Source organism: Methylobacterium sp. 001424705 (genome assembly GCF_059816145.1).
This window is the reverse complement of the sequence record NZ_JCBANU010000002.1, coordinates 132,652-155,825: the sequence shown is the minus strand read 5'-3', so window position 1 is coordinate 155,825 and position 23,174 is coordinate 132,652. Positions and strand designations below refer to the sequence as shown.

22 protein-coding genes are annotated in these 23,174 nt (G+C 70.5%); 7 read left to right on the top strand and 15 right to left on the bottom strand.

Annotated elements, in window-relative coordinates; all coding sequences use genetic code 11:
• Positions 1 to 17: 17 nt before the first annotated feature.
• From AC6EUL_RS02955 to AC6EUL_RS02945, 3 genes are all read right to left on the bottom strand, one after another.
• A complete protein-coding gene (locus tag AC6EUL_RS02955) occupies positions 18 to 932 on the bottom strand; it encodes an EamA family transporter (protein WP_499868764.1) in 915 nt (304 codons plus the stop codon).
• Between the two features lie 10 nt (positions 933 to 942).
• A complete protein-coding gene (locus AC6EUL_RS02950) occupies positions 943 to 2,049 on the bottom strand; it encodes a lysylphosphatidylglycerol synthase domain-containing protein (protein ID WP_499868762.1) in 1,107 nt (368 codons plus the stop codon).
• A gap of 100 nt (positions 2,050 to 2,149) precedes the next feature.
• A complete protein-coding gene (locus tag AC6EUL_RS02945; RefSeq protein WP_056211032.1) occupies positions 2,150 to 2,527 on the bottom strand; it encodes a (2Fe-2S) ferredoxin domain-containing protein in 378 nt (125 codons plus the stop codon).
• A gap of 275 nt (positions 2,528 to 2,802) precedes the next feature.
• Between AC6EUL_RS02945 and AC6EUL_RS02940 the strand changes: the two genes are divergently transcribed.
• Positions 2,803 to 4,116 (top strand): KpsE/RkpR family capsule polysaccharide export protein, encoded by a 1,314-nt coding sequence (locus AC6EUL_RS02940; RefSeq protein ID WP_056211034.1) that lies wholly within the window; start codon positions 2,803 to 2,805, stop codon positions 4,114 to 4,116.
• Between the two features lie 137 nt (positions 4,117 to 4,253).
• Entirely contained in the window at positions 4,254 to 4,532 is a 279-nt protein-coding gene (locus tag AC6EUL_RS02935; protein ID WP_056211036.1) for a hypothetical protein, read from the top strand.
• A gap of 42 nt (positions 4,533 to 4,574) precedes the next feature.
• Here the strand turns inward: AC6EUL_RS02935 and flbD are convergent, their stop codons facing one another.
• The 8 genes from flbD to AC6EUL_RS02895 form a co-directional block, all read right to left on the bottom strand.
• Complete coding sequence (gene flbD, locus AC6EUL_RS02930) at positions 4,575 to 5,942, bottom strand: sigma-54-dependent transcriptional regulator FlbD (protein ID WP_056211038.1); 1,368 nt, start codon at positions 5,940 to 5,942, stop codon at positions 4,575 to 4,577.
• Positions 5,943 to 6,007: 65 nt separating this feature from the next.
• Positions 6,008 to 6,352: a flagellar motor switch protein FliN gene (fliN, locus tag AC6EUL_RS02925; protein WP_056211040.1), complete on the bottom strand. Its 345-nt coding sequence runs from the start codon at positions 6,350 to 6,352 to the stop codon at positions 6,008 to 6,010.
• 40 nt (positions 6,353 to 6,392) lie between these two features.
• On the bottom strand, positions 6,393 to 6,992 hold the full coding sequence (locus AC6EUL_RS02920; protein WP_056272775.1) for a FliH/SctL family protein: 600 nt from the start codon (positions 6,990 to 6,992) through the stop codon (positions 6,393 to 6,395).
• Positions 6,989 to 8,041: a flagellar motor switch protein FliG gene (gene fliG / locus AC6EUL_RS02915; RefSeq protein WP_056211044.1), complete on the bottom strand. Its 1,053-nt coding sequence runs from the start codon at positions 8,039 to 8,041 to the stop codon at positions 6,989 to 6,991. Before fliG ends, AC6EUL_RS02920 begins: the two co-directional genes overlap by 4 nt.
• 42 nt (positions 8,042 to 8,083) lie before the next feature.
• Positions 8,084 to 9,697 (bottom strand): flagellar basal-body MS-ring/collar protein FliF, encoded by a 1,614-nt coding sequence (gene fliF, locus AC6EUL_RS02910; RefSeq protein WP_056211431.1) that lies wholly within the window; start codon positions 9,695 to 9,697, stop codon positions 8,084 to 8,086.
• 226 nt (positions 9,698 to 9,923) lie between these two features.
• Positions 9,924 to 10,199 (bottom strand): CtrA inhibitor SciP, encoded by a 276-nt coding sequence (gene sciP, locus AC6EUL_RS02905; protein ID WP_018044452.1) that lies wholly within the window; start codon positions 10,197 to 10,199, stop codon positions 9,924 to 9,926.
• Between the two features lie 101 nt (positions 10,200 to 10,300).
• Positions 10,301 to 10,975 (bottom strand): flagellar hook assembly protein FlgD, encoded by a 675-nt coding sequence (locus AC6EUL_RS02900; protein WP_056211045.1) that lies wholly within the window; start codon positions 10,973 to 10,975, stop codon positions 10,301 to 10,303.
• Between the two features lie 11 nt (positions 10,976 to 10,986).
• Positions 10,987 to 12,420, bottom strand: coding sequence for a flagellar hook-length control protein FliK (locus tag AC6EUL_RS02895; protein WP_499868756.1), 1,434 nt, complete (start codon positions 12,418 to 12,420; stop codon positions 10,987 to 10,989).
• A 275-nt stretch (positions 12,421 to 12,695) separates the two neighbouring features.
• On the opposite strand from AC6EUL_RS02895, the gene mnmA reads away from it, so the two are divergent.
• The 4 genes from mnmA (at position 12,696) to AC6EUL_RS02875 (ending at position 17,036) form a co-directional block, all read left to right on the top strand.
• Entirely contained in the window at positions 12,696 to 13,847 is a 1,152-nt protein-coding gene (gene mnmA, locus AC6EUL_RS02890; RefSeq protein ID WP_499868754.1) for a tRNA 2-thiouridine(34) synthase MnmA, read from the top strand.
• 52 nt (positions 13,848 to 13,899) lie between these two features.
• A complete protein-coding gene (locus AC6EUL_RS02885; RefSeq protein WP_056353787.1) occupies positions 13,900 to 14,553 on the top strand; it encodes a class I SAM-dependent methyltransferase in 654 nt (217 codons plus the stop codon).
• Positions 14,550 to 15,359 carry a TVP38/TMEM64 family protein gene (locus tag AC6EUL_RS02880; protein ID WP_499868752.1) on the top strand — a complete coding sequence of 270 codons (810 nt, stop codon included), beginning with the start codon at positions 14,550 to 14,552 and terminating at the stop codon, positions 15,357 to 15,359. The genes AC6EUL_RS02885 and AC6EUL_RS02880 overlap by 4 nt, the downstream gene beginning before the upstream one ends.
• 186 nt (positions 15,360 to 15,545) lie before the next feature.
• A complete protein-coding gene (locus tag AC6EUL_RS02875) occupies positions 15,546 to 17,036 on the top strand; it encodes a sensor histidine kinase (protein WP_056211055.1) in 1,491 nt (496 codons plus the stop codon).
• A gap of 37 nt (positions 17,037 to 17,073) precedes the next feature.
• On the opposite strand, the gene bioB is transcribed toward AC6EUL_RS02875, so the two are convergent.
• A complete protein-coding gene (gene bioB / locus AC6EUL_RS02870) occupies positions 17,074 to 18,096 on the bottom strand; it encodes a biotin synthase BioB (protein ID WP_056378449.1) in 1,023 nt (340 codons plus the stop codon).
• Between the two features lie 50 nt (positions 18,097 to 18,146).
• Positions 18,147 to 19,031: a fumarylacetoacetate hydrolase family protein gene (locus AC6EUL_RS02865; protein WP_499868750.1), complete on the bottom strand. Its 885-nt coding sequence runs from the start codon at positions 19,029 to 19,031 to the stop codon at positions 18,147 to 18,149.
• 435 nt (positions 19,032 to 19,466) lie between these two features.
• Here AC6EUL_RS02865 and AC6EUL_RS02860 point away from each other — a divergent pair, with 435 nt between their 5' ends.
• Positions 19,467 to 20,804: an outer membrane protein transport protein gene (locus AC6EUL_RS02860; protein WP_082501229.1), complete on the top strand. Its 1,338-nt coding sequence runs from the start codon at positions 19,467 to 19,469 to the stop codon at positions 20,802 to 20,804.
• Between the two features lie 13 nt (positions 20,805 to 20,817).
• On the opposite strand, the gene AC6EUL_RS02855 is transcribed toward AC6EUL_RS02860, so the two are convergent.
• Positions 20,818 to 21,288: a GNAT family N-acetyltransferase gene (locus AC6EUL_RS02855; protein ID WP_499868748.1), complete on the bottom strand. Its 471-nt coding sequence runs from the start codon at positions 21,286 to 21,288 to the stop codon at positions 20,818 to 20,820.
• On the bottom strand, positions 21,285 to 23,090 hold the full coding sequence (phaC, locus tag AC6EUL_RS02850; RefSeq protein WP_499868747.1) for a class I poly(R)-hydroxyalkanoic acid synthase: 1,806 nt from the start codon (positions 23,088 to 23,090) through the stop codon (positions 21,285 to 21,287). The genes AC6EUL_RS02855 and phaC overlap by 4 nt, the downstream gene beginning before the upstream one ends.
• Positions 23,091 to 23,174: the final 84 nt, after the last annotated feature.

Below are 23,174 nucleotides of genomic sequence, written 5' to 3'. Positions count from 1 at the left end.
GATCCGTCGCGCGACCGTCAGACCGGCGTCAGCGCGGCCGCGGCGGCCACCCCGCCGCGATGGCTCGTCACCGTGTTGCCCACCGAGGCCACCACGATGCAGGCGATGGCCAGCCATTCGGTGGGGGTGAGGTGCTCGCCGAGGATCGCGAGGCCGGCCAGCGAGCCCACGGCCGGCTCGAGGCTGAGCAGGACGCCGAAGCTCTGCTTCGACAACCGCTTCAGGGCGACCATCTCCAGCGTGTAGGGCAGGGCGCTCGACAGGGCCGCCACCGCCAAGCCGATTCCGAGCATGGCCGGCTGCAGCAGCAGCGTCCCCGCCTTCGCGATGCCGAACGGCAGCACCACCAGGGCCGCCACCGACATGCCGATGGCCACCGCCCGTCCGCCGTGCAGATGACCGACGCGCTGGCCGAAGACGATGTAGAGCGCCCAGCACAGGGCGGCGCCGAGCGCGCAGGCGACGCCGACGGGATCGAGCCCGGTGGACAGGTCGCCGAGGGGCAGCAGCAGCGACAGGCCGAGGATTGCGCAGCCGATCCAGGCGAAATCGATCCCCCGGCGGGAGACCGCGAGGGCGAGCGCCAGGGGCCCGGAGAATTCGATCGCGATGGCGAGGCCGAGGGGGATCGTGCGCAGGGACAGGTAGAACAGCAAATTCATGGCGCCCAGCACGGCCCCGTAGCGCAGCAGGGCCCGCCGGTTGGCGCGGCCGGGACGCAGGCGCCAGGGCCGCCAGATCGCGACGAGCATCAGCGCCGAGAGGCCGACCCGCAGCGCGGTCGTGCCCTCCGCGCCCAGGATCGGGAACAGCTGCTTGGCGTAGGAGGTGCCGACGCTGAGGGAGACGATGCTGCCCAGGAGGGCCGCGACGGGCAGCAGCGTGGCGGCCAGGCCGCCGGGGGCCGGAGATCCGTGCGAAGCGGGAGCCATGGCGCGGGCGTCAGGCCGCCGGGGGCAGGATCAGCGCGCGCCGGGCTTCCAGGGCCTGCCAGAGCAGCAGGGCCGGAAGGCCGAGGACGACGTCGGGCACGCGCTTGATCAGCGACAGGGCGAGGGCGGTGCCCGCATCGATGCCGAACAGGCTGCCGAGCAGGACGAAGCCGCCTTCCTGGACGCCGAGGCCGCTCGGCACCGGGAAGGCCGCCGACTTGATGGCCTGGCTCAGGGCCTCGATCACCACGACCTCGGTGAAGCTCACCGAATCGACGCCGATGCAGGTGAGCGCGATCCAGATCTCCAGGGCGCCCAGTCCCCAGGCGGCGAGGTGCAGCAGGACGGACGCCGCGAGCCGTCCGCGCCGACCCGGTGCCCAGACGGCATCGAGGGCGTCGTAGACGCTGCCGCCCGACGGCGACGGAGCGACGGGGTCACCCCGAAAGACGCGGCGCACGCCGTCGACGGCCCTGCGCCCGATCGCGCGCGCCGCGGCGCTGCGCTGGACGGCCAGGAAAGCCCCCAGCAGCAGGGCGGTGACCGCCAGGGCGCGCAGGACCCAGGTGGCCAGCGCCTGCGCCGCCTCGCCGCCGACCTGAAGCAGGAGGCCCACCCCCGCCAGGGCGAAGACGGCCTGGGTCCCAGCCTGGAACAGCATGTCCACGAGGATCGAGGCGGCCGCCAGGGTTCCGATGGTTCCCCAGAAGGTCAGCAGGCGGCCGCCCACCACGTCGCCGCCGACGGAGGCCACCGGAAGCAGCACGTTGATGCCCTCGCGGACGAGGCGCAGCAGCACGAAGGCTCCGGTGCGGGCCTGACCCAGCCCCGCGAGCCCCTGGATGACGCAGCCCCAGGCGAGGCCGCACAGAAGGATCACCGACAGCCGCACCAGCACGATGGCTGCGAGGCCGCCGGCACCGACCCGGCCGAAGGCGTCGGTGACGGCGGCCAGATCGTTGGTGGCGATGAGCCAGACAGCGAGACCGAGGCCCAGGAGGGTGCCGACCAGGGGAAGCCGGCGCAGGACGAGGCGCCCGAGACGACCGGACCCGGTCCGCTCGCCCGCTGGACGTTCGGCGACCCGGGTCGTCGCGAAGCGCGGCTCGTCAGGCATCGGACCCGTCCCGAATCGTCCGTTTCAAGGATTCCCCGCTCCCGCATCCGTCGCGCCGGGAGGACGATCCCGGCTTCCCGTTCCGGCGCGCGGCTCCGACCTAGCGGTGCGGCGATTCCGCAGCGTCCGGCAGGTCTAGGCGGCCTTTGGGGCCGAAATCGGGGAACAGCGCCTCCACGGATTGGGCCGGCGTGGCCTGCGGGTCAAGCAGGTGGATGCGCTGCTTGGCGAGGCTGTCCGCCGTGATCACCGCGAGGGCACGCTTGGGACAGGGGCCGAGGCACCCGACCTCGACCACGCGCGGCTTGCGCGCCGTGAGGCGCCGCTTGAGTTCGCTCTTGAGCTGCCGCCGCACCGAGCCCTTCTTCAGGCCCTGGCGCTTGACGCACTTGCTGCAGACCAGCACGAGTTCCGTGAACCCGGCCCGCGCCATGCGGATCCGCGCCGGGCGGGCCGCCTCCCTGTCCGTGTCATCCATGCCGTCCCCGATGTCCCTTGCGGCCCCATGCGCCGAAAGCCCGATGCGCCGAAAGCCCCCTGCGCCGAAACCTCCGCACCCAGGCCCCGCCACCAGGGCGACGCGCCTTAAAAAGGGCCGAAAAATGAAGGATTCGTCGGGTTCAACACGAGGACGGCGAGAGGGCTCCCCAGGCGTGACCATATGCATCGTCATCAGGCTCGGGCAGACTCGCCGCCCATGATGCTGCGTCCGCCATCAGCCCTGATCGCGCCGAGCCTCGGGAACCGGAAATCATGAAGGCCGACGAGGTCAAGCAGACCGACCGCGTGCGGGGGGTGATCGATATCGCCCTGCGTTCCCTGCCGGATCTGCGCCGCAACGCCGAAACGGTCGATCCCGTTTCGCGGAGCCGCGTCCCGGCCCTCCTGCGCCGGGCGCAGGAGCGGCTGGACTGGCGCCAGCTTCCGGGCCTGCGGCCGCCGCCGAGCAAGCCGAAGAATCTGGTCGGCAGTCTTTTGCGCCAATTCGGCGTCTTCGTCCTGCTGCCGACGGTCCTGGCGGGGATCTATTTCTACGCCTTCGCGGCCGATCAGTACGTGGCCGTGTCGCAATTCGCCGTGCGCGGCAACGTCGAGCCGATGGAAGAAAGCTCGGGCGGGCAGTTCTCCGACCTGATCATGAAGCACAACAGCCAGGACAGCTTCATCATCCGGGACTTCGTCGAGAGCCGCGCCATCGTCGCCAAGATGGAAGAAAGCCTCCACATCTCGCAGATGTTCTCGCGGCCGGAAGCAGATTTCTGGACGCGCTACCGGGTCGATCAGTCCATGGAGGAACTGGTCAAGTACTGGAACAAGCATGTCGGGACGCGGATCGAGGTGCTCTCCGGCATCATCACGCTGAGCGTGCGCGCCTTCACGCCGGAGGATGCCCTGGCGATCAATCGCGGGGTCGTGGCGCGAAGCGAAGCGCTCATCAACGACATCTCCCGCCGGGCCCAGGCCGACATGGTCAAGCATGCGGAGGCCGAGGCGACGAAGGCGCAGGAGCGCCTGCGCAACGCCCACATGGCGCTCCAGGTCTTCCGGAATCGCTGGGGCATCATCGATCCGGCCAAGGCCGCCGAGTCCACCCTGACGACGATCGGCACGTTGCGGAAGGACCGGCTCAAGGCCGAATCCGACCTCGCGGTCCTGCGCGGCTCCAATCTCGACGAGAAGTCCCGCAGCATCCAGAACCTGGCGTCCACCGTCGCGGCCCTCGATCAGCAGATCCAGAAGCTGACCGACCAGCTCACCAGCGACGGCCTGTCGGGCTCGAACGCCGCGAACAACATGACCCGCGCGCTCCTCGAATACGAGGGCCTGCAGGTCGAGCGCGTCATCGCCACCAAGCTCAACGAATCCGCGAACCTGATGGTGGACCGGGCCCGCATCGCCGCCAACAAGCAGCAGATCTACCTGGCGACGTTCGTCGAACCGGCCCTGCCCGACGATTCGATCTTCCCGCAGCGCGGCTACAGCATCATGGTCGTCTTCTTCGGGTGCCTGGTGGTCTGGAGCTCGATCGCCCTCATCCTCGCGGGCGTCAACGACCAGCGCCTCTAGTGTTTGTCAGGGATCGGTGGAAACCCGCTATCCCGAGGAGACAAGCGACAGAAAAGACATCGAGCGTCTGCCGGGTCCTAGGATGAACCCGACGGACTCCAGCCCGTCCCACGCCCCGGTCGTTCCCGCCAGCACGCATGTCCGAATTCACCGATCTCATCGCCCGCGCGGTCAATCCCGCCATGTCCCGCACGGAGCGGGAAGCGGTCTACAGCGTCGTCAAGCAGGCGGTCGAGCGCTTGCAGGCCCGCGACGGCCTGGAGGCGAACGATCCGCGCAGCGCGCTGCAGCAGCATCTCGTCGAGGAGACGATCCGCGACGTCGAAGCCGACATCGCCCGGTTCCATTCGATGGAGAAGCTCGAGCGCGCCCACGAGGCCCAGATGGCCGCCGAGCGCGCCAACAACGGCCGCTGAGGTCGGCCCGTCGGGGCGACCCGGGTTTTTCAGCTCCCGCGATCAGCCATAGGCGGCCACGGCCCGGACGCTGCCGGGCTCGGCCACCGACAGGCCGGCCTCGACGTACTCGTTGAGCTTGTTGCGCAGGGTGCGGATCGAGATGCCGAGGATCCTGGCGGCATGCGTCCGGTTGCCGAGGCAATGGTCCAGGGTGTCGAGGATGAGGTCGCACTCGACCTGCGCCACCGTCTGCCCCACGAGGCCACGCGTGGCGGCCTCCGCCACCCGGGCGGCGCGCTCGGCCGGCCCGGCCGAGACCGGTGCGATGCTGTCGCCCTCCGGGGTCAGGATCGCGTCGGGTCCGATCTCGGGGCCCGCGGCCAGGAGCACCGCGCGGTGCAGGGTGTTCTCGAGTTCGCGGACGTTGCCGCGCCAGGGATTGGCGCGCATCAGGCCCTGTGCCTCGGCGCTGAGGGGCCGCACCGGCACGCCGTTCACCTCTGCGTACTTCCGGGCGAAATGCGCCGCCAGTTCGAGGATGTCGGCGGGGCGCTCGCGCAGGGGCGGCAGGCGCAGATGCACGACGTTCAGCCGGTAGTAGAGATCCTCGCGGAAGGTGCCCTTGCGGACCTCCTCCACCAGGTTGCGGTTGGAGGTGGCGAGCACGCGGATGTCGACCTTGACCGGCGCGGTCCCGCCGACCCGGTCGATCACCCGCTCCTGAAGGGCGCGCAGGAGCTTCGACTGCAGCCGCACGTCCATCTCGGAGATCTCGTCGAGGAGGAGCGTGCCGCCATGGGCCTCCTCGAAGCGGCCGATGCGGCGCGCCACGGCGCCCGTGAAGGCGCCCTTCTCGTGGCCGAACAGCTCGGATTCCAGCAGCGCTTCGGGAATCGCCGCACAGTTCACCGAGACGAAGGGCCGGTTGGCCCGGTTCGACTTGCCGTGGAGATGGCGGGCCAGGACCTCCTTGCCCGTGCCGCTCTCGCCGGTGATGAGCACGGACGCCTCCGAGCGGGCCACCTGCTCGGCGAGCTTGACCACCTTCTCCATGGAGGCGTCGCGCCAGACGAAGGCGCGCCCGTCCTCGGAGACCGCCTGCAGCACCGCCGCGATCAGCTCGGGATCGGGGGGCAGGGGGATGTATTCCCGCGCGCCGGCCTGGATCGCGGCCACCGCCGCCTTGGCGTCCGTGGCGACGCCGCAGGCGATGACGGGGGTGCGGATGCGCTCCTCGGCCAGGGCCGTGACCAGATCGCGGATCGCCAGGGCCACGTCGATCATGATGAGGTCGGCGCCCTTGGCCCGCAGCACCGCGAGGCCCTGGGCGAGGCTCTCGGCATTGGTGACGGCCGCGCCCCGGTTCATGGCGATCTTGGAGGCGGTGATCAGCTCGCCGTTGAGCCGTCCGATGATGAGAAGCCGCATGGCTCAGGGTCTCCGTCAGGGTCGGCTTCGCGCGGGGGGCGCGGCAGCCGGGAAGGCGAGGGGGGTCAGTGGTCGCTCTTGATGATCTCGGTCATCGTGACGCCGAGGCGATCCTCGACGAGCACCACCTCGCCGCGCGCCACGAGGCGGTTGTTCACGAAGATGTCGATGGCCTCGCCGACCTTGCGGTCGAGCTCGAGCACGGCGCCGGGCTGAAGCCGGAGCAGGTCGCCGATCGGCATGCGCGAGGAGCCGAGCACCGCCGAGACCACCACCGGCACGTCGAAGACCTGCTCCAGGTCGGCGGCGCTCTTGGGCGTGGTGGGCGTCTCGCGGATCGACTCGGTGCCGAGGCCGTCGAAGGAGGCATCCAAGCCGTTGAGCTGGGGCAGGCTGAAATCGTCGGACATGCGGAGGTTTCTCGGGCTGAGTTCGGGTCGGGCGGTCGGTTCAGGCTGGAAGTCCGAGGGCGGAGAGCACCGCGGCTTCGATCTGGGCCCGGTCCCGGACGACGCCGCCATCGGCCCATTCCATGCGGGCATCGCCCGGCGCGAGATCGGGCTCGCCGAGCACCACGAGGCGGCCCTCGAAACCGCGCTCGCGGGCGAGCCGCTTCACCAGGGCCTCGGAGTCGTCGACCAGGCTCTCGTGCACCCGGACGACGAGGTGGGGGACGCCGCGCAGGTGCTGGAGCGCGGCGCGGGCCGCGTCGCCGATCGCCGCCAGGGGCTGCGCGTCCAGGGCCTCGCCGGCGATCTTGCGGGCGAGCAGGATGGCGAAGTCGAGGGCCTCGTCCTCGCGCGCCTGGTCCCGGGCGTCCGATTGCCCGATCAGGCCCGCCGCCGCGAGGCCCACCCGGGTGAGGGCGTCGGACAGGCGCGCCTGGATCTGCTGCTCGGCCAGGGCCTGGCCCTCGCGCAGGCCGCGCGCGTAGCCCTCGGCCTCGGCGCGCGCCACGGTCTCCGCCAGGGCGGCCGCCTCCTTGGCGGCGACCGGGTTGTCGGGCCGGGGCCGGAAGTCGGTGTCGAAGAGGAAGCGGCGCGCGTTCAATAGACCAGCTCCTCCTCGCCGCTCGACTTGGCGATCATGATCTCGCCCTTCTCGGCGAGTTCCTTGGCCAGCTCGGTCATCTTGGCCTGCGCCTCGTCGACGTCCTTGAGGCGGATCGGGCCGAGGGAGCCCATCTCGTCGGTGATGTTCTTGGCCGCGCGGGTGGACATGTTCTTCAGGAAGAAGTTGCGCACCCGGTCGTCGGCGCCCTTCAGGGCCCGGCACAGGGTCTCGTTGTCGACCTTGCGCAGGAGGGTCTGGACGCTGCCGGCATCGAGCTTCAGCAGGTCCTCGAAGGTGAACATCAGCTGGCGGATCTTCTTGGCCGAGCCGCGATTGGCCTGGTCGAGGGCGGTGAGGAAGCGGCCTTCCGTCTGCCGGTCGAAGGCGTTGAAGACGTCGGCCATCAGCTCGTGGGCGTCGCGCCGCGTGGTCTGCGCGATGGTCGACACGAACTCGACCCGCAGGGTTTCCTCGATGTGGCGCAGGGCCTCCTTCTGCACGGTCTCCATCCGCAGCATCCGATTCAGGACGTCGATGGCGAAGTCCTCGGGGAGGATGGTGAGCACCCGGGCCGCGTAGTCCGAGCGCACCTTGGAGAGCACCACCGCGACGGTCTGCGGGTACTCGTTGCGCAGGAAGGAGGCGAGGATCTCGGGATCGATCTGGGTCAGGCTCGCCCAGACGCGCTTGCCCGAGGCGCCCTTGATCTCCGCCATGATCGAGGAGACCTGCTCGGACGGGAAGATCTTGAGAAGCAGGGATTCCGTCCGCTCGAAGTTCGAGGTGATGCCGCCGCCGGAGGACAGGCGGGACACGAAGTCGACGATGAGCTTCTCGACCGTCTCGGCCTCGAGGGAGCCCAGCTGCACCATGGCGTGCGAGACGAGCTTCACCTCGTCCTCGTCGAGCATCTGCCAGATCGGCGCGCCCTCGCTCTCCCCGAGGAGGAGCAGGAGCGCGGCGGCGCGCTGGGCCCCGGTCATGGCGCCGAAGGCGCCGTTGCCGCCCTTGGCGAGTTCCGCCTGGAGGTTCAATCCCGAGGACATGGTCTCAACGCCTCACGGTGGGGAGGGGGGACAGGACGCGCATCAGCTCTCGTGAATCCAGTTGCGGAGCACTTCCACGGTCTCGCTCGGGCTGGCGCGGACCATGTCGACCACGCGCTGGACGGTCTCGGCTTGGACCTTGCCGTTGAGCTGCGCGAAATCCACGAGGCGGGCGGTCGGGTTGTCGGGCGCCACCATCAGCGCCTCGCCGCCCGCCACCGCTCCGGCCGCTCCGGCGCCCGAGACCAGGGCGATCTGGATCGGCTCCGAGGCCAGCACTTTCTTCAGGAGCGGGCGCACCACCGCCATCAGGACGATCAGGGTCAGCATCGTTAGCACGCCGAGTTCGACGATCCGCATGATCTCCTCCTTGGAGGGAGAGAGCAGCGACTGGACCAGGGACGGCTCGGCGAACTCGGCCGGGACCGGCGTCTCGGCGAAGCGGAGGTTCACCACCTCGACCTGATCGCCGCGCGCCTTGTCGAAGCCGATGGCCGAGCGCACCAGGGCGGCGATGCGGTCGACCTCGGCGGCCGGGCGGGCCTGGTAGACGGGCTTGCCGTCCGGGCCGGGCACGTAGGCGCCGTCCACCACCACCGCCACGGAGAGGCGCTTGATCCGGCCGCCTTCGGCGACCTCGGTCTTGGTCACCCGGGAGATCTCGTAATTCGTGGTCTCCTCGTTCTTGTTCGTGGAATCCTTCTGGGTCGGCGTCTGGCCGGGCTGATTGGCGCCCGGGAGCTCGTTGCCGACGCTGACCGCGCCCTCGGCACCGCCCGTCAGCGAATTCTCGGTGCGGGTCTGGGTCGAGCGCACCACCCGGCTCTCGGGGTCGAAGCTCTCGGACCGGCTCTCGATGCGGTTCAGGTCGAGCTCGGCGCTGACCTGGATGCGGGCGCGCCCGGCGCCGACGATGCCGGCGACGATCTCCTCGATCTGCGCGCGCAGGCGGCGCTCGATGCCGACCTGCTTCTCCTCCATGCCGGCGCCGGTCTCGGCCTCGGCCCCGCGGGCGCCGTCCGCGAGCAGGCGCCCGCGCTCGTCGACGATGGAGACCCGTTCCGGCTTCAGGCCCTCGACGGCGGAGGCTGCGAGGTGGCGGATGGCGCGCACCTGGGAGGGGTCGAGGTCGCCCATCAGCTTGAGCACGATGGCGGCGCTCGGCATCTCCCGGTCGCGCTCGAACAGCCGTCGCTCGGGGATCACGAGGTGGACGCGCGCCGCCTGGACCCGCCCGATGGCGCGGATGGAGCGGGACAGCTCGCCCTCCAGGGCGCGCAGGTGGTTCACGTTCTGGACGAAGTTGGTGGACGAGAAGGCGTCGCCCTTGTCGAAGATCTCGTAGCCGACGCCGGCGGCGCTCGGCAGGCCCTTGCCGGCGAGGTCCATGCGCAGGCGGGGCAGGTCGGCCCGGGGGGCGAGGATGGTCTGGCCCGCGTCGCCCTTGGTCTCGTACTTGATGCCGCGCGCGTCGAGGTCACGGATCACGGCCGAGGAATCCGACATCGACAGGTCGGCGAAGAGCACGCCCATGTCGGGCTTCGAGACACGCAGGATCACGAAGGCGAAGAAGCCGATCAGCGTCATCGTGACGGCGGCCATGGCGGCCAGGCGCGCCGGGCCCAACTTGGTCACGAGGTCGAGGACCGGTTTCACGACGCGACGCACCCACCCGAGACGCGGCGCCGGACTGCCGGCACCCGCTCGGCAAAATTTGCCTGGGTCGTGGTTAGCGTCGAGTTAACGATCCTGAACGAAGGGGTGTCGGCGCAACCCGGGAAGACCGCAAAACGCGAAAGCCGCGCCCGGGTGAGGGGACGCGGCTTCCGGGTTCGGGAGGGGCGGCGAAGGGGTCCGACGGAGACCCCGGCCATCGCCCGGCTCAGTGGCGGTAGTGCTGGATGCGCGTGGTGCGCAGGCCGGCCAGACCGTGCTGATCGATGGAGAACTGCCAGCTCAGGAACTCCTCGGTGGTGAGGGTGTAGCGCTGGCAGGCCTCTTCGAGGCTGAGCAATCCGCCTCTGACGGCGGCGACCACTTCGGCCTTGCGACGGATCACCCATCGCCGGGTCGTGGTCGGCGGAAGGTCCGCGATGGTTAACGGACTTCCATCAGGCCCGATGACGTACTTAACTCTCGGGCGGCTTGGTTCGGTCATGATACGCTCTACAACTCGACTGACCTGTCGAGATTGGAAGCTACTTGTGCCCACTTAAGATATCTTGAAGCGGATCGTTCGCATTGGATTCGCCCTGTTCGTCATGTGGACAACCCGGCGCCGATGTCCTGAACGGTGGAGACCGGAACCCGTGATTTGCCGACCATCAGCACCGGCTCCGAGCCGCTGAGATCGACGCTGTCGACGGTCCCGCTCACCTTGGTGTCGACCGTGACCTTCGCCCCCGTGGCGTCCACGGCATCGACCTTGATCGCGTAGGTCCCGTTGGGCGCGGTGAAGCCGCTGGACGAGCGGCCGTCCCAGGTGAAGGCCTGTTCGCCCGCGGTGAGGGCCTTGGTCTGGGTCGCCACCACGTTGCCCTTGGCGTCGCTGATCGTCATCGTCGCCTGCTTGGCCGCCCGCGCCGGCGTCAGGGTCCAGCTCGCGGCGCCGTCCTTGAGGGCCGTGGATTTGCCGTCCGCCGTGATCGTCTGGCCGATGAAGCCCGTGGCCGAGGCGGCGCTCGACGACTTCGCATTGCTCAGGATCGAGTCCAGGCGGTCGTTGGACTTCAGCTGCTGCTCCACGCCGGCATACTGCACCAGTTGCTGGGTGAACTGGTTGGTGTCCATCGGGTCGAGGGGATTCTGGTTCTTCAGCTGCGTGGTCAGCAGCGTCAGAAACTGGGTGAAATTCCCGGCGAGCTCCTGCTGCGAGGTCTTGGTCGTTCCGCTCGACGCGGTGGTACTCGAAGCGCCGGTGATGCCTGAAGCCATGATCGGGTTCCTCAGATGCGGATGTCGATGCCGAGGAGGGCGCCGTAGCGGCGCATCGGAACGGCGGCGAGGGAAGTCGGATCGGGTGTGTCGGCATGGGCGCTCCGGCCCGTCTCGGACCGCTGCCCATCGGAACCGGCGCCGCTCTGTCGGTCGTCGGACGGACCGTCTCCGCGGAGCGAGAGGTTGATGCTGCCGTCGCCGGGATTCAGGCCGGCCTGGGCCAGGGCCTGCTGCAGGTTGCCGGCGTCGCGCTGCAGCAGCGCCAGGGTCTCGGGGCGGTCGACGACCAGACGCGCCTGGACCGCGCCGGTCTCCTTGTCGATGTCTAGGTTGACGTCGATGCGGCCGAGATCCTTCGGATCGAGGCGGATCTCGAACTGGTTGCTGCCCGCGAGGGAGCGCAGGCCGATCGTCATCGGCACGGCGCCGAGGGGCACCGGCGCCGGTGCGGGCGCGCCCGGCGCGCCGGGGGCGGCCGCCTCCGCCGCCTTCGCGTGCGCCGGCGCGGGCGGCGCCGGGGCGACGGGCGTCAGGTCGGTGCGGGCAGCGGCGTCCGAGGCCGGGGCGAGGGCGGCGGCGAGATCGCCCTGCGGCTTGCCGTTGCCCGGCTCACCGCTCTCGGACCCGTCGCCACGGCCGGCGGGCGCCTGGACCTGCAGGCCGGGCAGCCCCCGGGCCGCGCTCCCGTCGTGGTTCGTGCCCACGGCCACGACCGGCGCAGCGGTCCCGGACGCATCGGCGGGAACCGCGCCGCCGGGGCCGGCCGCAGCGGCGCCCTGCGCGGCGGAGGCCAGGGCGGTGGGCGGTGGGGCAGTCGGCAGAAGCAGGATCGGCGTCGCGGTCCCAGTTTGCGCGGTGGCCTCGGTCTTCTCCGACAGGTCGGCGGAGGCAGCTTCCCCGGCCGTCGTGGCGCCGGTGGCTGCGTCGCTCTCGGCCGGCGCGGTCGTGTCCTGGCGCGCGCTCGCCCCGGGTGATGCGTTCGTCGCGTCGCGCGGGCCCCGCGCCGCGTCCGATGCTCCGGGACGGGCGGGATCGCGTCCGCCGCGGGCCTCGGCGCCGCCCGCGCCCGTCCTGTTGCTGCCCGCCTTGGCCCCGTCCGCCTTCGCCCCCTCCGTCTTGGCCCCGTCCGCCTTGGCCCCGTCCGCCTTGAGCGCGCGCGCTTCGACCTGACGCGCCTCGGCCGCGGCCTTCGCGGTGTCGCGGGCCTGCGCCGCCTCGAGGTTCGCCGCCGCGTCGTTGGCCCGTTGGGAGGCGATCCGGTCGCTGCGGGCATCGGCCGCCGCACGGTCGTCCCGGGCATGGGCCTCCGCGGCCCGCGGACGAGGGTCGGGCGCGGGCGGGTCGAGCCGGAAGGTGGTGGCGGCCGATCCCCGCGACGGAACCGCGCCCGGCGAAGCCGTGCGCCGGGATAGTGCGTTCCAATCGATCGATGAGACGGCCATGGGCGACAATCCTCTCCGCCGCATCCCTCCGCAAGGTGCGGGCCAGCGCGCGCGGAACGCAAGCCACTGTACAGAAAAGTCTTTTTCTCTGAGACCCCGTCCCGCGCCGGTGCCAGGGGGCAAATCCTGCCGGGCGCCCGGCAGCTTTGGCTCGACCGCCGCTGCCATGCGCGGGGACACACCCGGCGCATCGGCCTCCCTGGAACTCGCGCCCGAGGATGGCTATAGACTCACGCGCGGGGCCGGACCGGTCCCTCCCGGCACAGTCTGGCGCGATGAATTCCCTCGATCTTCCCAAGGCTCCCCACGAGACGCGCGTCGTCGTCGCCATGTCGGGCGGCGTCGATTCCTCCGTCGTGGCCGGGCTCCTGAAGCGGCAGGGCTACGACGTCGTCGGCATCACGCTCCAGCTCTACGATCACGGCGCCGCCACCCATCGCAAGGGTGCCTGCTGCGCTGGCCAGGACATCCACGACGCGCGCCGGGTGGCCGAGACCCTCGGCATTCCCCATTACGTCCTCGATTACGAGGACCGCTTCCGGGAATCGGTGATCGACCGCTTCGCCGAGAGCTACCTCGCCGGCGAGACGCCGATCCCCTGCGTCGAGTGCAACCGCTCGATCAAGTTCCGCGACCTGCTGCGCACCGCCCGGGACCTGGAGGCCGATTGCCTCGCCACCGGGCACTACGTGGCGAGCCGGCCCGAGGCCTCCGGCGGACGCGGGCTCTACCGCGCCCTCGATCCGGCCCGGGACCAGAGCTACTTCCTCTATGCCACCACGGCGGAACAGCTCGACTTCCTGCGCTTCCCCCTGGGCGAGCTCCCGAAGGACGAGACCCGGCGCCTCGCCCGCGACCTCGGCCTCGCCGTGGCCGAGAAGGCCGACAGCCAGGACATCTGCTTCGTGCCCCAGGGGCGCTACGCCGACGTGATCGCGCGGCTGCGGCCGGACGCGGCCCGGGCCGGGGAGATCGTCGATCTCGGCGGCCGGGTGCTCGGGCAGCACGAGGGCATCATCCACTACACCGTCGGCCAGCGCCGGGGCCTGCGCCTCGCGGTGGGCGAGCCCCTCTACGTCATCCGCCTCGAGCCCGACACCGCCCGGGTCGTGGTCGGGCCGCGCGCGGCGCTCGCCACCAGCCGCATCCGCATCACCGACCTGAACTGGCTCGGCGACGCGGGGCCGATGGAGAACCTGCCGGTGGCGGTGCGCGTGCGCTCGACCCGGGAGCCGCGACCGGCCCTCCTGAGCCGCGATGCGTCGGGCGACGGCGCCGAGATCGTCCTCGCCACCCCGGAGGACGGCGTCTCGCCCGGACAGGCCTGCGTGCTCTACGCCGATGACGGCCCGCGCGCCCGGGTCCTCGGCGGTGGCACCATCCGGCGCATCGACGCGTTGGCGACCGGCGCGGCCGAAGCGGCCTGACCGGATCACGGCCCGAACGAACCCCATCCCCCAACAGGACGACGAGATCGACATGCTGAGCGAGCCGCGGGAGGCCGGTCCGAGCACCGCCCTGATGCGCAAGGCCTATGCGCGCTGGGCGCCGGTCTACGACGTGGTCTACGACAAGCTGACGGAGCCGGCCGCCCGCGACGCGGTGAACGCCGCCGTCGCCTGCGGCCCGCGCATCCTCGAGGCCGGCGTCGGCACCGGCCTGTCGCTGGGCTACTACCCCCCGACGAGCTTCGTCTGCGGCGTCGACCTCTCCGAGGACATGCTGAAGCGCGCGCGCGCCAAGGTTCTGCGCCGCGGCCTGCGCCACGTGCGCGGCCTCCAGGTGATGGATGTCTGCCGCCTCGGCTACGCCGATGCGAGCTTCGACGCCGTGGTGGCGCAGTTCCTCATCACCCTGGTGCCGGATCCCGAGGCCGCCCTCTCCGAGTTCCTCCGCGTGATCCGGCCGGGCGGCGAGATCGTGCTGGCCAATCATTTCGGCCAGGACACCGGGCCCGTGGCCAAAGTTGAGGAGATCGTGGCGCCGCTCTGCACGAAGATCGGCTGGTCCTCCGACTTCAAGGCGAGCCGGATCGAGGCCTGGGCCCGTGCCCATGGGGTCGAGTTCATCGGCGTCGCGCCGACCTTCCCGGGCGGGTTCTTCAAGATCCTGCGGATGCGCAAGCGCGGGTGAGCGCGCCGACGCCTCCGCCCGCCGGACCCGACGCCGCGCCGAGCCGGCTGAAGCGCCTCCTCCGCTGGGGACCGCTCCTGCTCCTCGTCTGCGCCTCCCTGGCCGTGCTGGCCTCCGGCGCCTCGCATCTCCTCAGCCTCGACCGGCTGCTCGCCTCCCGGGCCTGGCTCAACGCCTGGGTAGCCGAGGATCGCTTCCGCGCGATGGTGGTCGCCTACCTCGTCTATGTCGGGGCCGTGGTGGTGTCGGTGCCGGCCTCGCTCTTCCTGACGATGCTGTGCGGATTCCTGTTCGGGATCGTGCCCGGCGCCCTCGTCGCCGTCGCGTCGGCCACCACGGGGGCCGCCATCGTCTTCACCATCGGGCGCGGGGCGGCCTCCGACCTGCTCCTGCGGCGGGCCGGTCCCCGCCTGGCGGGCCTCGCGGCGGGCTTTCGCGAGGACGCCTTCGGCTACATCGCCTTCCTGCGCCTGCTGCCGATCTTTCCGTTCTGGATGACCAACCTCGCCCCGGCCGCCTTCGGGGTGCGGCGCAGCACCTTCGTGCTGGCGACCCTGGTCGGCCTCCTGCCGGGGGCCTTCGTGTACGCCGCCACCGGCGCGGCGATCGAGGACGTGGTGCTGGCGCACGAGACCGCCAAGGCGGCCTGCCTCGCCGCCGACGGCCTCGATTGCGAGAACGCCCTGACTTTGCGCGCTCTCATCACCCCCAAGATGGTGCTCGGCCTGGGCGCCCTGGCCGCCCTGGCCCTGATCTCGGTATTCCTACGACGTCGCTTCCAGGCGCGGCGCCGGCTAGAATCCTGATCGATTTTGGCCAGACACCTGATCTAAAAAGTTGTATCTCCGGACGCAGCCTAATGCGGTGCGGAGCGTTGGTGGGCAATCGCGCTCCGAGCCGTCGCCCTGAAAACGCCACTGGATCACGCTCCAGATCGGGTTCACGCCGTCACCCGCCGCGCCGTTGGGACACCGGAAACGCCAAGTACCGAGATGGGTGTGACGTCGCGCGTCGAAATTCAGCAGGAGGCGACCGCCACGAACCCCGTGGCCGCCCGCGGTCTCGGCCGGCATCTCGGCCTGTCCGGTCGGCTCTTCCTGCTCACCGTGGCGTTCGTGGCGCTGATCGAGGTGCTGATCTACGTCCCGACGGTGGCGAATTACCGCCGGATGTGGCTGTCGGACCGGATCGCCGCCGCCCAGGTGGCCGCCCTCGTCCTCGACGCGGCCCCCGACCAGCAGGTCTCGGAAGGGCTGTCCCAGCGCCTGCTCGCGGGTGCGGGCGCGCGGGCCATCGCGGTGCGCGGCAACGGGACCCGCCGGCTCCTCGCCAACGAGCCGGTCCCCGACACGGTCTCGGACACCATCGACCTGCGGTCGGAGCATTGGATCCGGTCGATCAACGGCGTCGCCCGGACGCTCCTGACCGAATCGGGCGATCCGATCCGCGTGATCGGGCACGGCCGCGACGGCTTCGACCTCGTCGAGATCCTGATGGATCCCCACCCCCTGCGGGAGGCCGTGGCGGATTTCTCGATCCGGCTGGCCCTGTCCTCCCTGGCCCTCGCGGCGACCGTCGCGGGCCTGATCTTCCTCGTCCTGCAGCGGGTGATCGTGCGGCCGGTCCGGCGCCTCGTCCAGAACATCACGGGGTTCGCCGACGATCCGGAAGCGATCGACGGCGTGATCGTGCCCTCGCGGCGCACGGACGAGATCGGCCATGCCGAGATCGCGCTCGCCCGCATGGAGACGGCGCTCGCGAGCGAGCTGCGCGAGAAGCGGCGGCTGGCCGGCCTCGGCTTGTCGGTGAGCAAGATCAACCACGAACTGCGCAACCTGCTGACGACGGCTCAGCTCCTCAGCGACCGCCTCGACGGCGTCGCCGATCCCGTCGCCCAGCGGGTGGCCCCCCGCCTCGTCGCGACGCTGGATCGGGCGATCCGGTTCTGCGAGGAAACCCTGGCCTACGGGCGGGCGACGGAGCGCAACCCGAACCGCCGCCTCGTCCCCATCGCCCAGATCGTCGCCGAGCAGGCGGACCTGGCCGGGCGCGGGCGCGATTCGAAGATCGTCATCCGCGAACTCTGTCCGACTGAGCTCCGGATCTTCGTCGACCCGGACCAGTTCTCGCGCGCGCTCGCCAACATCGTCCGGAACGCCGTGCAGGCCCTGAGCCCGCAGGGGGCCGGCTACGAGGCGCCGTCCCAGGAGAACCCCGAGATCACCATCCGGGCCCGCCGCCAGGGCCAGCCCGGCGCCGGCGAGACGACGATCCTCGTGGCCGACAACGGCCCCGGCCTGCCGCCCCGGGCCCGCGAGCACCTGTTCTCCCCGTTCAAGGGCTCGTCGCGCTCCGGCGGCACCGGCCTCGGCCTCGCCATCGCGTCGGAGCTGATCGAGCTGAACGGGGGGCGCCTCAGCCTCGACGACACCGCGATCGGCACCTGCTTCCGCATCACCATCCCGGACGCCGCCGTCGCCTGAGCCGGCGTCGCCGGATGGCGGACCGAAGGGGCGGGCACTACTCCGCTGCCGCCGCCAGGGTCAGGCCCGGCACGGTGATGCCGATGTCGCGCAGGAGCTCGGCATCCGAATCGGTCTCGTTGTTCGCCGTGGTCAGCAGCCGCTCGCCGTAGAAGATCGAGTTGGCCCCGGCGAGGAAGCAGAGGATCTGCGCCTCGCGGGTGAGGCCCTTGCGGCCGGCGCTGAGGCGCACGCGGGCGCGTGGCATCACGATGCGGGCGGTGGCGCACATCCGCACGAGGTCGAGGGGGTCGACGGCGGGGCGGTCCTCCAGGGGCGTGCCCTCCACCGCCACGAGCGCGTTGATCGGCACGCTCTCGGGGTGCGGCGCGTGGTTGGCCAGCACCTGCAGCATGCTCGCCCGGTCCTTCACCCCCTCGCCCATGCCGACGATGCCGCCGCAGCAGACGCCGATGCCGGCATCACGCACGTTCTGGAGCGTGGTGAGGCGGTCCTCGTAGGTGCGGGTCGAGATGATGTCGCCGTAGAAGTCGGGGCCGGTGTCAAGGTTGTGATTGTAGGAGGTCAGCCCGGCCTCCGCGAGGCGCTCGGCCTGCGCAGGCGAGAGCATGCCGAGGGTGACGCAGGCCTCCATGCCGAGGCCGCGCACGCCGCGCACCATCGCCAGCACGGCGTCGAATTCCGGCCCGTCCTTGGGCTGGCGCCAGGCCGCCCCCATGCAGAAGCGGTGGGCGCCCGCCGCCTTGGCCTCGGCCGCCTCCCGCAGCACGGCATCAACCGGCATCAGGCGCTCGCGGGCCATGCCGGTGCCCTTGTGGTGGGCGGACTGCGGGCAGTAGGCGCAATCCTCGGGGCAGCCGCCAGTCTTGATCGACAGCAGGCTGGCTCGCTGGATGTCGGCCGGATCGTTGTGGGCGCGATGGACCTCCGCCGCCCGGAACACCAAGTCGAGGAGCGGGAGGTCGTGGATCGCCTGGATCTCGGCCACGGTCCAGTCGTGACGGATCGCGGCTGAGGCGGGAGCCGGGCGGGCGGCGAGGGGGGCCAGGGTGTCGGTCATAGCCCCCATGAGGCGAATCTCGGCCGGAAAATCAAGCCGGCCGCACGCCCTCAATGCGTCGGTTCGCCCGCCGCGACCTTGGCGGTCCAGTCGTCGAAGGCGATGATCTCCTGGCGCTGCTCGCCGAGCCCGGCGATGCCGAGGGTCATCACATCGCCGCTGCGCAGGAAGCGGGGCGGCTTGCGCGCCATGCCGACGCCGGGGGGCGTGCCCGTGGTGATGATGTCCCCGGGCTCCAGCATCATGAAATGCGAGACGTAGGCGACGAGTTGCGCCGCGTCGAAGATCATCGTGGCCGTCGAACCCGTCTGCATCCGGGTGCCGTTGACGTCGAGCCACATGCCGAGATTCTTCAGGTCGGGAATCTCGTCGAGGGTGACGAGCCAGGGACCGAGGGGTCCGAAGGTCGGGCAGCCCTTGCCCTTCGTCCAGGTGCCCCCGCGCTCCATCTGGTACGCGCGCTCGGACACGTCGTTGCAGATGCAGGCGCCCGCCACGTAGGACAGGGCCTCGTTGGCGTGCACGTAGGAGGCGCGCGCGCCGATCACCAAAGCGAGTTCCACCTCCCAGTCGGTCTTGGCCGAGCCCTTGGGCAGGATGACCCGGTCGTTCGCCCCGGCGAGGCACGAGGGCGCCTTGTTGAAGAGGATCGGCTCCGGCGGAATGTCGGCGCCGATCTCGGCGGCATGGTCGCTGAAGTTCAGCCCGATGGCGACGAAGTTGCGGGTGCCGCCGACGCAGGGGCCGAGGCGGGTGTCCGCCGGCAGGGCCGGCAGGCTCGCCGGATCGAGCCGGCGCAGACGCTCCAGGGTCTCGCGGGACAGGGCAGGCCCGGCGATGTCGCGCACATGGGCCGAGAGGTCGCGCAGGACACCCTGCGCATCGATGAGACCCGGCTTCTCGTCTCCGCTCGCGCCGTAGCGTACCAGTTTCATCGCTCGTGCCTCCGCATGGCTGTCCCCTGCCTGACATCGATCGGAGCGGGACGGGCGGCAAGGGGCAATCGGCGACGGATGGCCTGCCGTCTCACCGGCCGATCGCGCCGGGACGCCGGGCCCATGACTGGCCTGTCGCCGAAAGGTCACACCCCCGTCCGGAGATGCGCCGGGCGCATTTTTTCGCCCGCGCGGCTTACTCACGTCGACGAGAGTTTAGATGTGAACCATTCTGCCGGCATGCTCGCCAGAGCGCGGCCAGGCCTGCAATATCGCGCCAATTACAGTATTGCTTCCGAACTATCCGACAGTTTTACTTTTCAATCCGTGATTTGCGAAGTCGCGCCACTCGCGTCATTGTCGCTCCCAAGGTGCGAGGCCGTCCCGAACGGGACAGGACAAGCGAGCACCAACAATAGGGATGGGTCTGACGTCATGATGGGCACGATTCGGCGCCGTTCTCTGCGCGGCCTCGCGCGATCGGGAGTTTCCACGGCCATCCTCTGCGCCGGCGTGGCCGGCGCCTCGGCCGGCGCCTTCGGCATCCGCGAGCAGAGCACCGAGGCCCAGGGCCTCGCCTTCGCGGGCGCCGCCTCGGGATCCGGCGGCGTCTCCTCGATGTTCTGGAACCCCGCCACCGTGACCATGCGGCCGGGTTGGGTCACCGAGCAGAACCTGTCCTTCATCAACCTGTCGGCGAAGATCACGCCCGACGTGGGTACGAACCCGGCCTTCGGCCGCCTGGGCGACAGCGGCGAGCTCGGCCAGGGCGCGATCGTTCCGGCCGGGGCGACCTCCTACCAGATCAACGACCGCCTCTGGGTCGGCATCACCTCCGGCGCGCCCTTCGGCCTCGTGACCAAGCCGCGGCAGACCTGGTCGGGCGAGCTCTACGGCCGGTCGAGCCGCATCTTCTCCCTGGCCTTCAACCCGGTCATCGGCTTCAAGGTCAACGAGTGGCTCTCCCTCGCCGCCGGCCCGAACATCGAGTATTTCAAGCTCGTCCTGCGCCAGGCCTTCATCCCGTCCCCGGTCTTCAACCCGGCGGCCCTGCCGAGCTCCGGCCTGAAGGGCGACTCCTGGGGCGTCGGGTTCACCGCGGGCGCCCTGATCACGCCGTTCGAGGGCACCGCGATCGGCGTCGGCTACCGCTCGTCGGTCCATCACGACATCGGCGGCCAGCTCATCCTGCCCGGGGCCCTGGCGGCGCTGGGCGGCGACATCAAGGCCAAGCTGAACACCCCCGAGAAGCTCAGTGTCGGCCTCACCCAGGCGATCACCCCGGTGGCCCGCGTCAATCTCGGCTTCGAGTGGGACAACTGGAGCCGCCTCGGGCTGGTCAACATCGTCTCGGCCGGCGCCCGCGCCGCGGCCCCGCCGCTGACCCTGAACTACAAGGACGGCTACACCTACTCCATCGGCGGCGAGTACGACTGGTCCCCGGCCCTGACGGTCCGGGCCGGCGTCGCCTACGAATCCTCCCCCATCGACTTCTCGAACCGGTCGGTGCGCCTGCCCGACGGCGACCGGGTGAACGTGTCGGTCGGCGGAAGCTACCGCTGGAGCGAAAAGCTGACCCTCAACGTCGCCTACTCGCACTTCTTCGTGGACAAGGGGCGGATCCTGGCCGGCCCCGGCCGCGACTACAACGTCCAGAACGTCGTCTTCGCGGGCGTGGCCGACAGCAGCGCCGACATCGTCTCGGTGGGCTTCCGCTACGTCTTCGGGGAGCCCGTCGCCGCCGCGCCGGCCCCGCTGGTGCGCAAGTTCTGAGGGCGCCGAGTACTCAGGGCGGCGGAACCGCTGCGGTCCCGCCGTCGTCGAAGCGCTTCACGTAGAAGATCCGGTCATGGCCGGGCGGATAATCGGTGATCCGCCCGCACTCGGTGAAGCCGAGGCGCGCGTAGAAGCCGGGGGCCTGGAACGTCCAGGTGTCGAGCCAGATCCCGGACAGGCCGCGCCGGCGCGCCTCGGCCTCGGCCTGCCGCATCAGGCGCCGTCCCAGGCCCTGCCCGCGCGCCGGCCCCAGGGCCAGCAACTCCACGAAGAGCATGCCGTAGCCGTGCCGGCCCCAGAGGCCGCCGACGATGGCGCCGTCCGCATCCCGCACCGTGAGGGCGAGGAGGCCCCAGTCGCCGCCCGGCATCTGCGCCTCGTTATAGGCGACGAGGGGCGCCAGGATCGCGGTCCGCATCCCCGGGTCGGGCTCCGCCTCCAGGCGGATCGTCCAATCGGACCCCGTCGCGGCGACGCTCACGCCTTCATGCGCACGTAGGTGCCGGGCGCCGGGCCCAGCGAAGCGAGGCCGCCTTCGCCCGGCACCCGTGCCGGGACGCGGGCGGGGGCCTGGTGCTCCAGCCACGCGAACCAGTAGGGCCACCAGGAGCCCTTGGTCTCGGTGGCCGCCGCCATCCAGTCCTCGAACCGGCCCTTGGCCGGCCCTCCGGTCCAGAAGCCGTATTTCGGCTTGGCCGGCGGGTTCACCACCCCGGCGATATGGCCCGAGCCGGCGAGCACGTAGCTGACCGGTCCGCCGAACTTCGCGGAGCCCTCGAACACCGACAGGGCGGGCGCGATGTGGTCCTCCTTGGTGGCAAGGTTGAAGATCGGGATCTTCACCTTCTTCAGGTCGAGCCGGACGTTGCCGAGGATCATCTTGCCCTGCGCGAGCGTGTTGTTCAGGTAGCAGTTGCGCAGGTAGAACGAGTGGTTGGCCGCCGGCATCCGGGTGGAATCGGCGTTCCAGTACAGCAGGTCGAAGGGCATCGGCGTCTGGCCCTTGACGTAGTTGTTGACCACGTAGGACCAGATCAGGTCGTTGGGGCGCAGCATGTTGAAGGCGGTCGCCATGCCGGTGCCTTCGAGGTAGCCGCGCTTCTGCATCCGCGACTCGATCAGGCGGATCTGATCCTCGTCGGCGAACACCTTCAGGTCGCCCGCATGGGTGAAGTCCACCTGCGTGGTCAGGAAGGTGGCGCTCTTGATGCGCTTGTTGCCGGTGGCGGCCTGCATCGCCAGGGTCACGGCCAGGAGGGTGCCGCCGACGCAGTAGCCCGCCGCCGCGACCTCGTTCTCGCCGGTGGCGACCCCGATGGCATCGATCGCGGTCTCGATGCCCTCCCGCATGTAGCTCTCGAAATCCTTGTCGGCGTGGCGCGCATCCGGGTTGACCCAGGAGATGCAGAACACCGTCAGGCCCTGGCCGACCATCCAGGCGATCAGGCTCTTCGAGGGGTTCAAGTCGAGGATGTAGAACTTGTTGATCCAGGGCGGCACGATCAGGAACGGCCGCTTGAGCACCGTCTCCGTGGTCGGCGCGTACTGGATCAGCTCCATCAGGTCGTTGCGGAAGACGACCTCGCCCGGCGTCACCGCCACGTTGACGCCGACCTCGAAGCCCGCCGCCGGATCGGTCTGGCGCACCCGGAGCTGCCCCTTGCCGGCCTCGATGTCCTCGGCGAGCATCTTCATGCCGCGCACCAGGTTGGCGCCGTTCTCTTGGAGGGTGTGCCGGATCAGCTCCGGGTTGGTCATCACGAAGTTCGAGGGCGACAGCGCCCCGGTGATCTGGCGCAGGTAGAACTGCGCCTTGTGCCGGGTGTGCTCGTCGATGCCCTCGGCCTCGTCCACGAGGCCCTCGGCCCAGCGGGAGGTGATGAGATAGCTCTGCTTGATGAAGTCGAAGATCGGGTTGGTGGACCATTCCGCATGGGCGAAGCGGTTGTCCTTCGGCTCGGGCTCGGCCACGGGCGGAGCGCTCTCGCCCTGCAGGCGCTGCCAGGTCGAGCCCCAAAGGGTGATGAAGGCCTCGCTCAGCTTCGTCTGTGCCTCGACGGTCTTCTTCGGGTCGGCGAGCCAGGTCTCGGCGACGCTGCCGAGGGTGCGGACCACGTCCTTGACCTCCTCGGGCGGCTCGACCGCCTCGACCGGCAGGGCGTCCGGCGTGCCCACGGGCTTCATGTAGCGCGACGCGGCCCGGCCGAATTCCTCGACCAGCAGGCTCGCGTTGCGGGACAGGGCCTCGATGTCGGGCAGCGGTGTCGTCCGTTCGGTCGTCACGCGTGCATCTCTCCCCGAGTGTGGCCGAACCTTTGGCCGCACGACGCCTGCCGCACGGTCGAGGGGGCCTCGTTTCCGACAAAT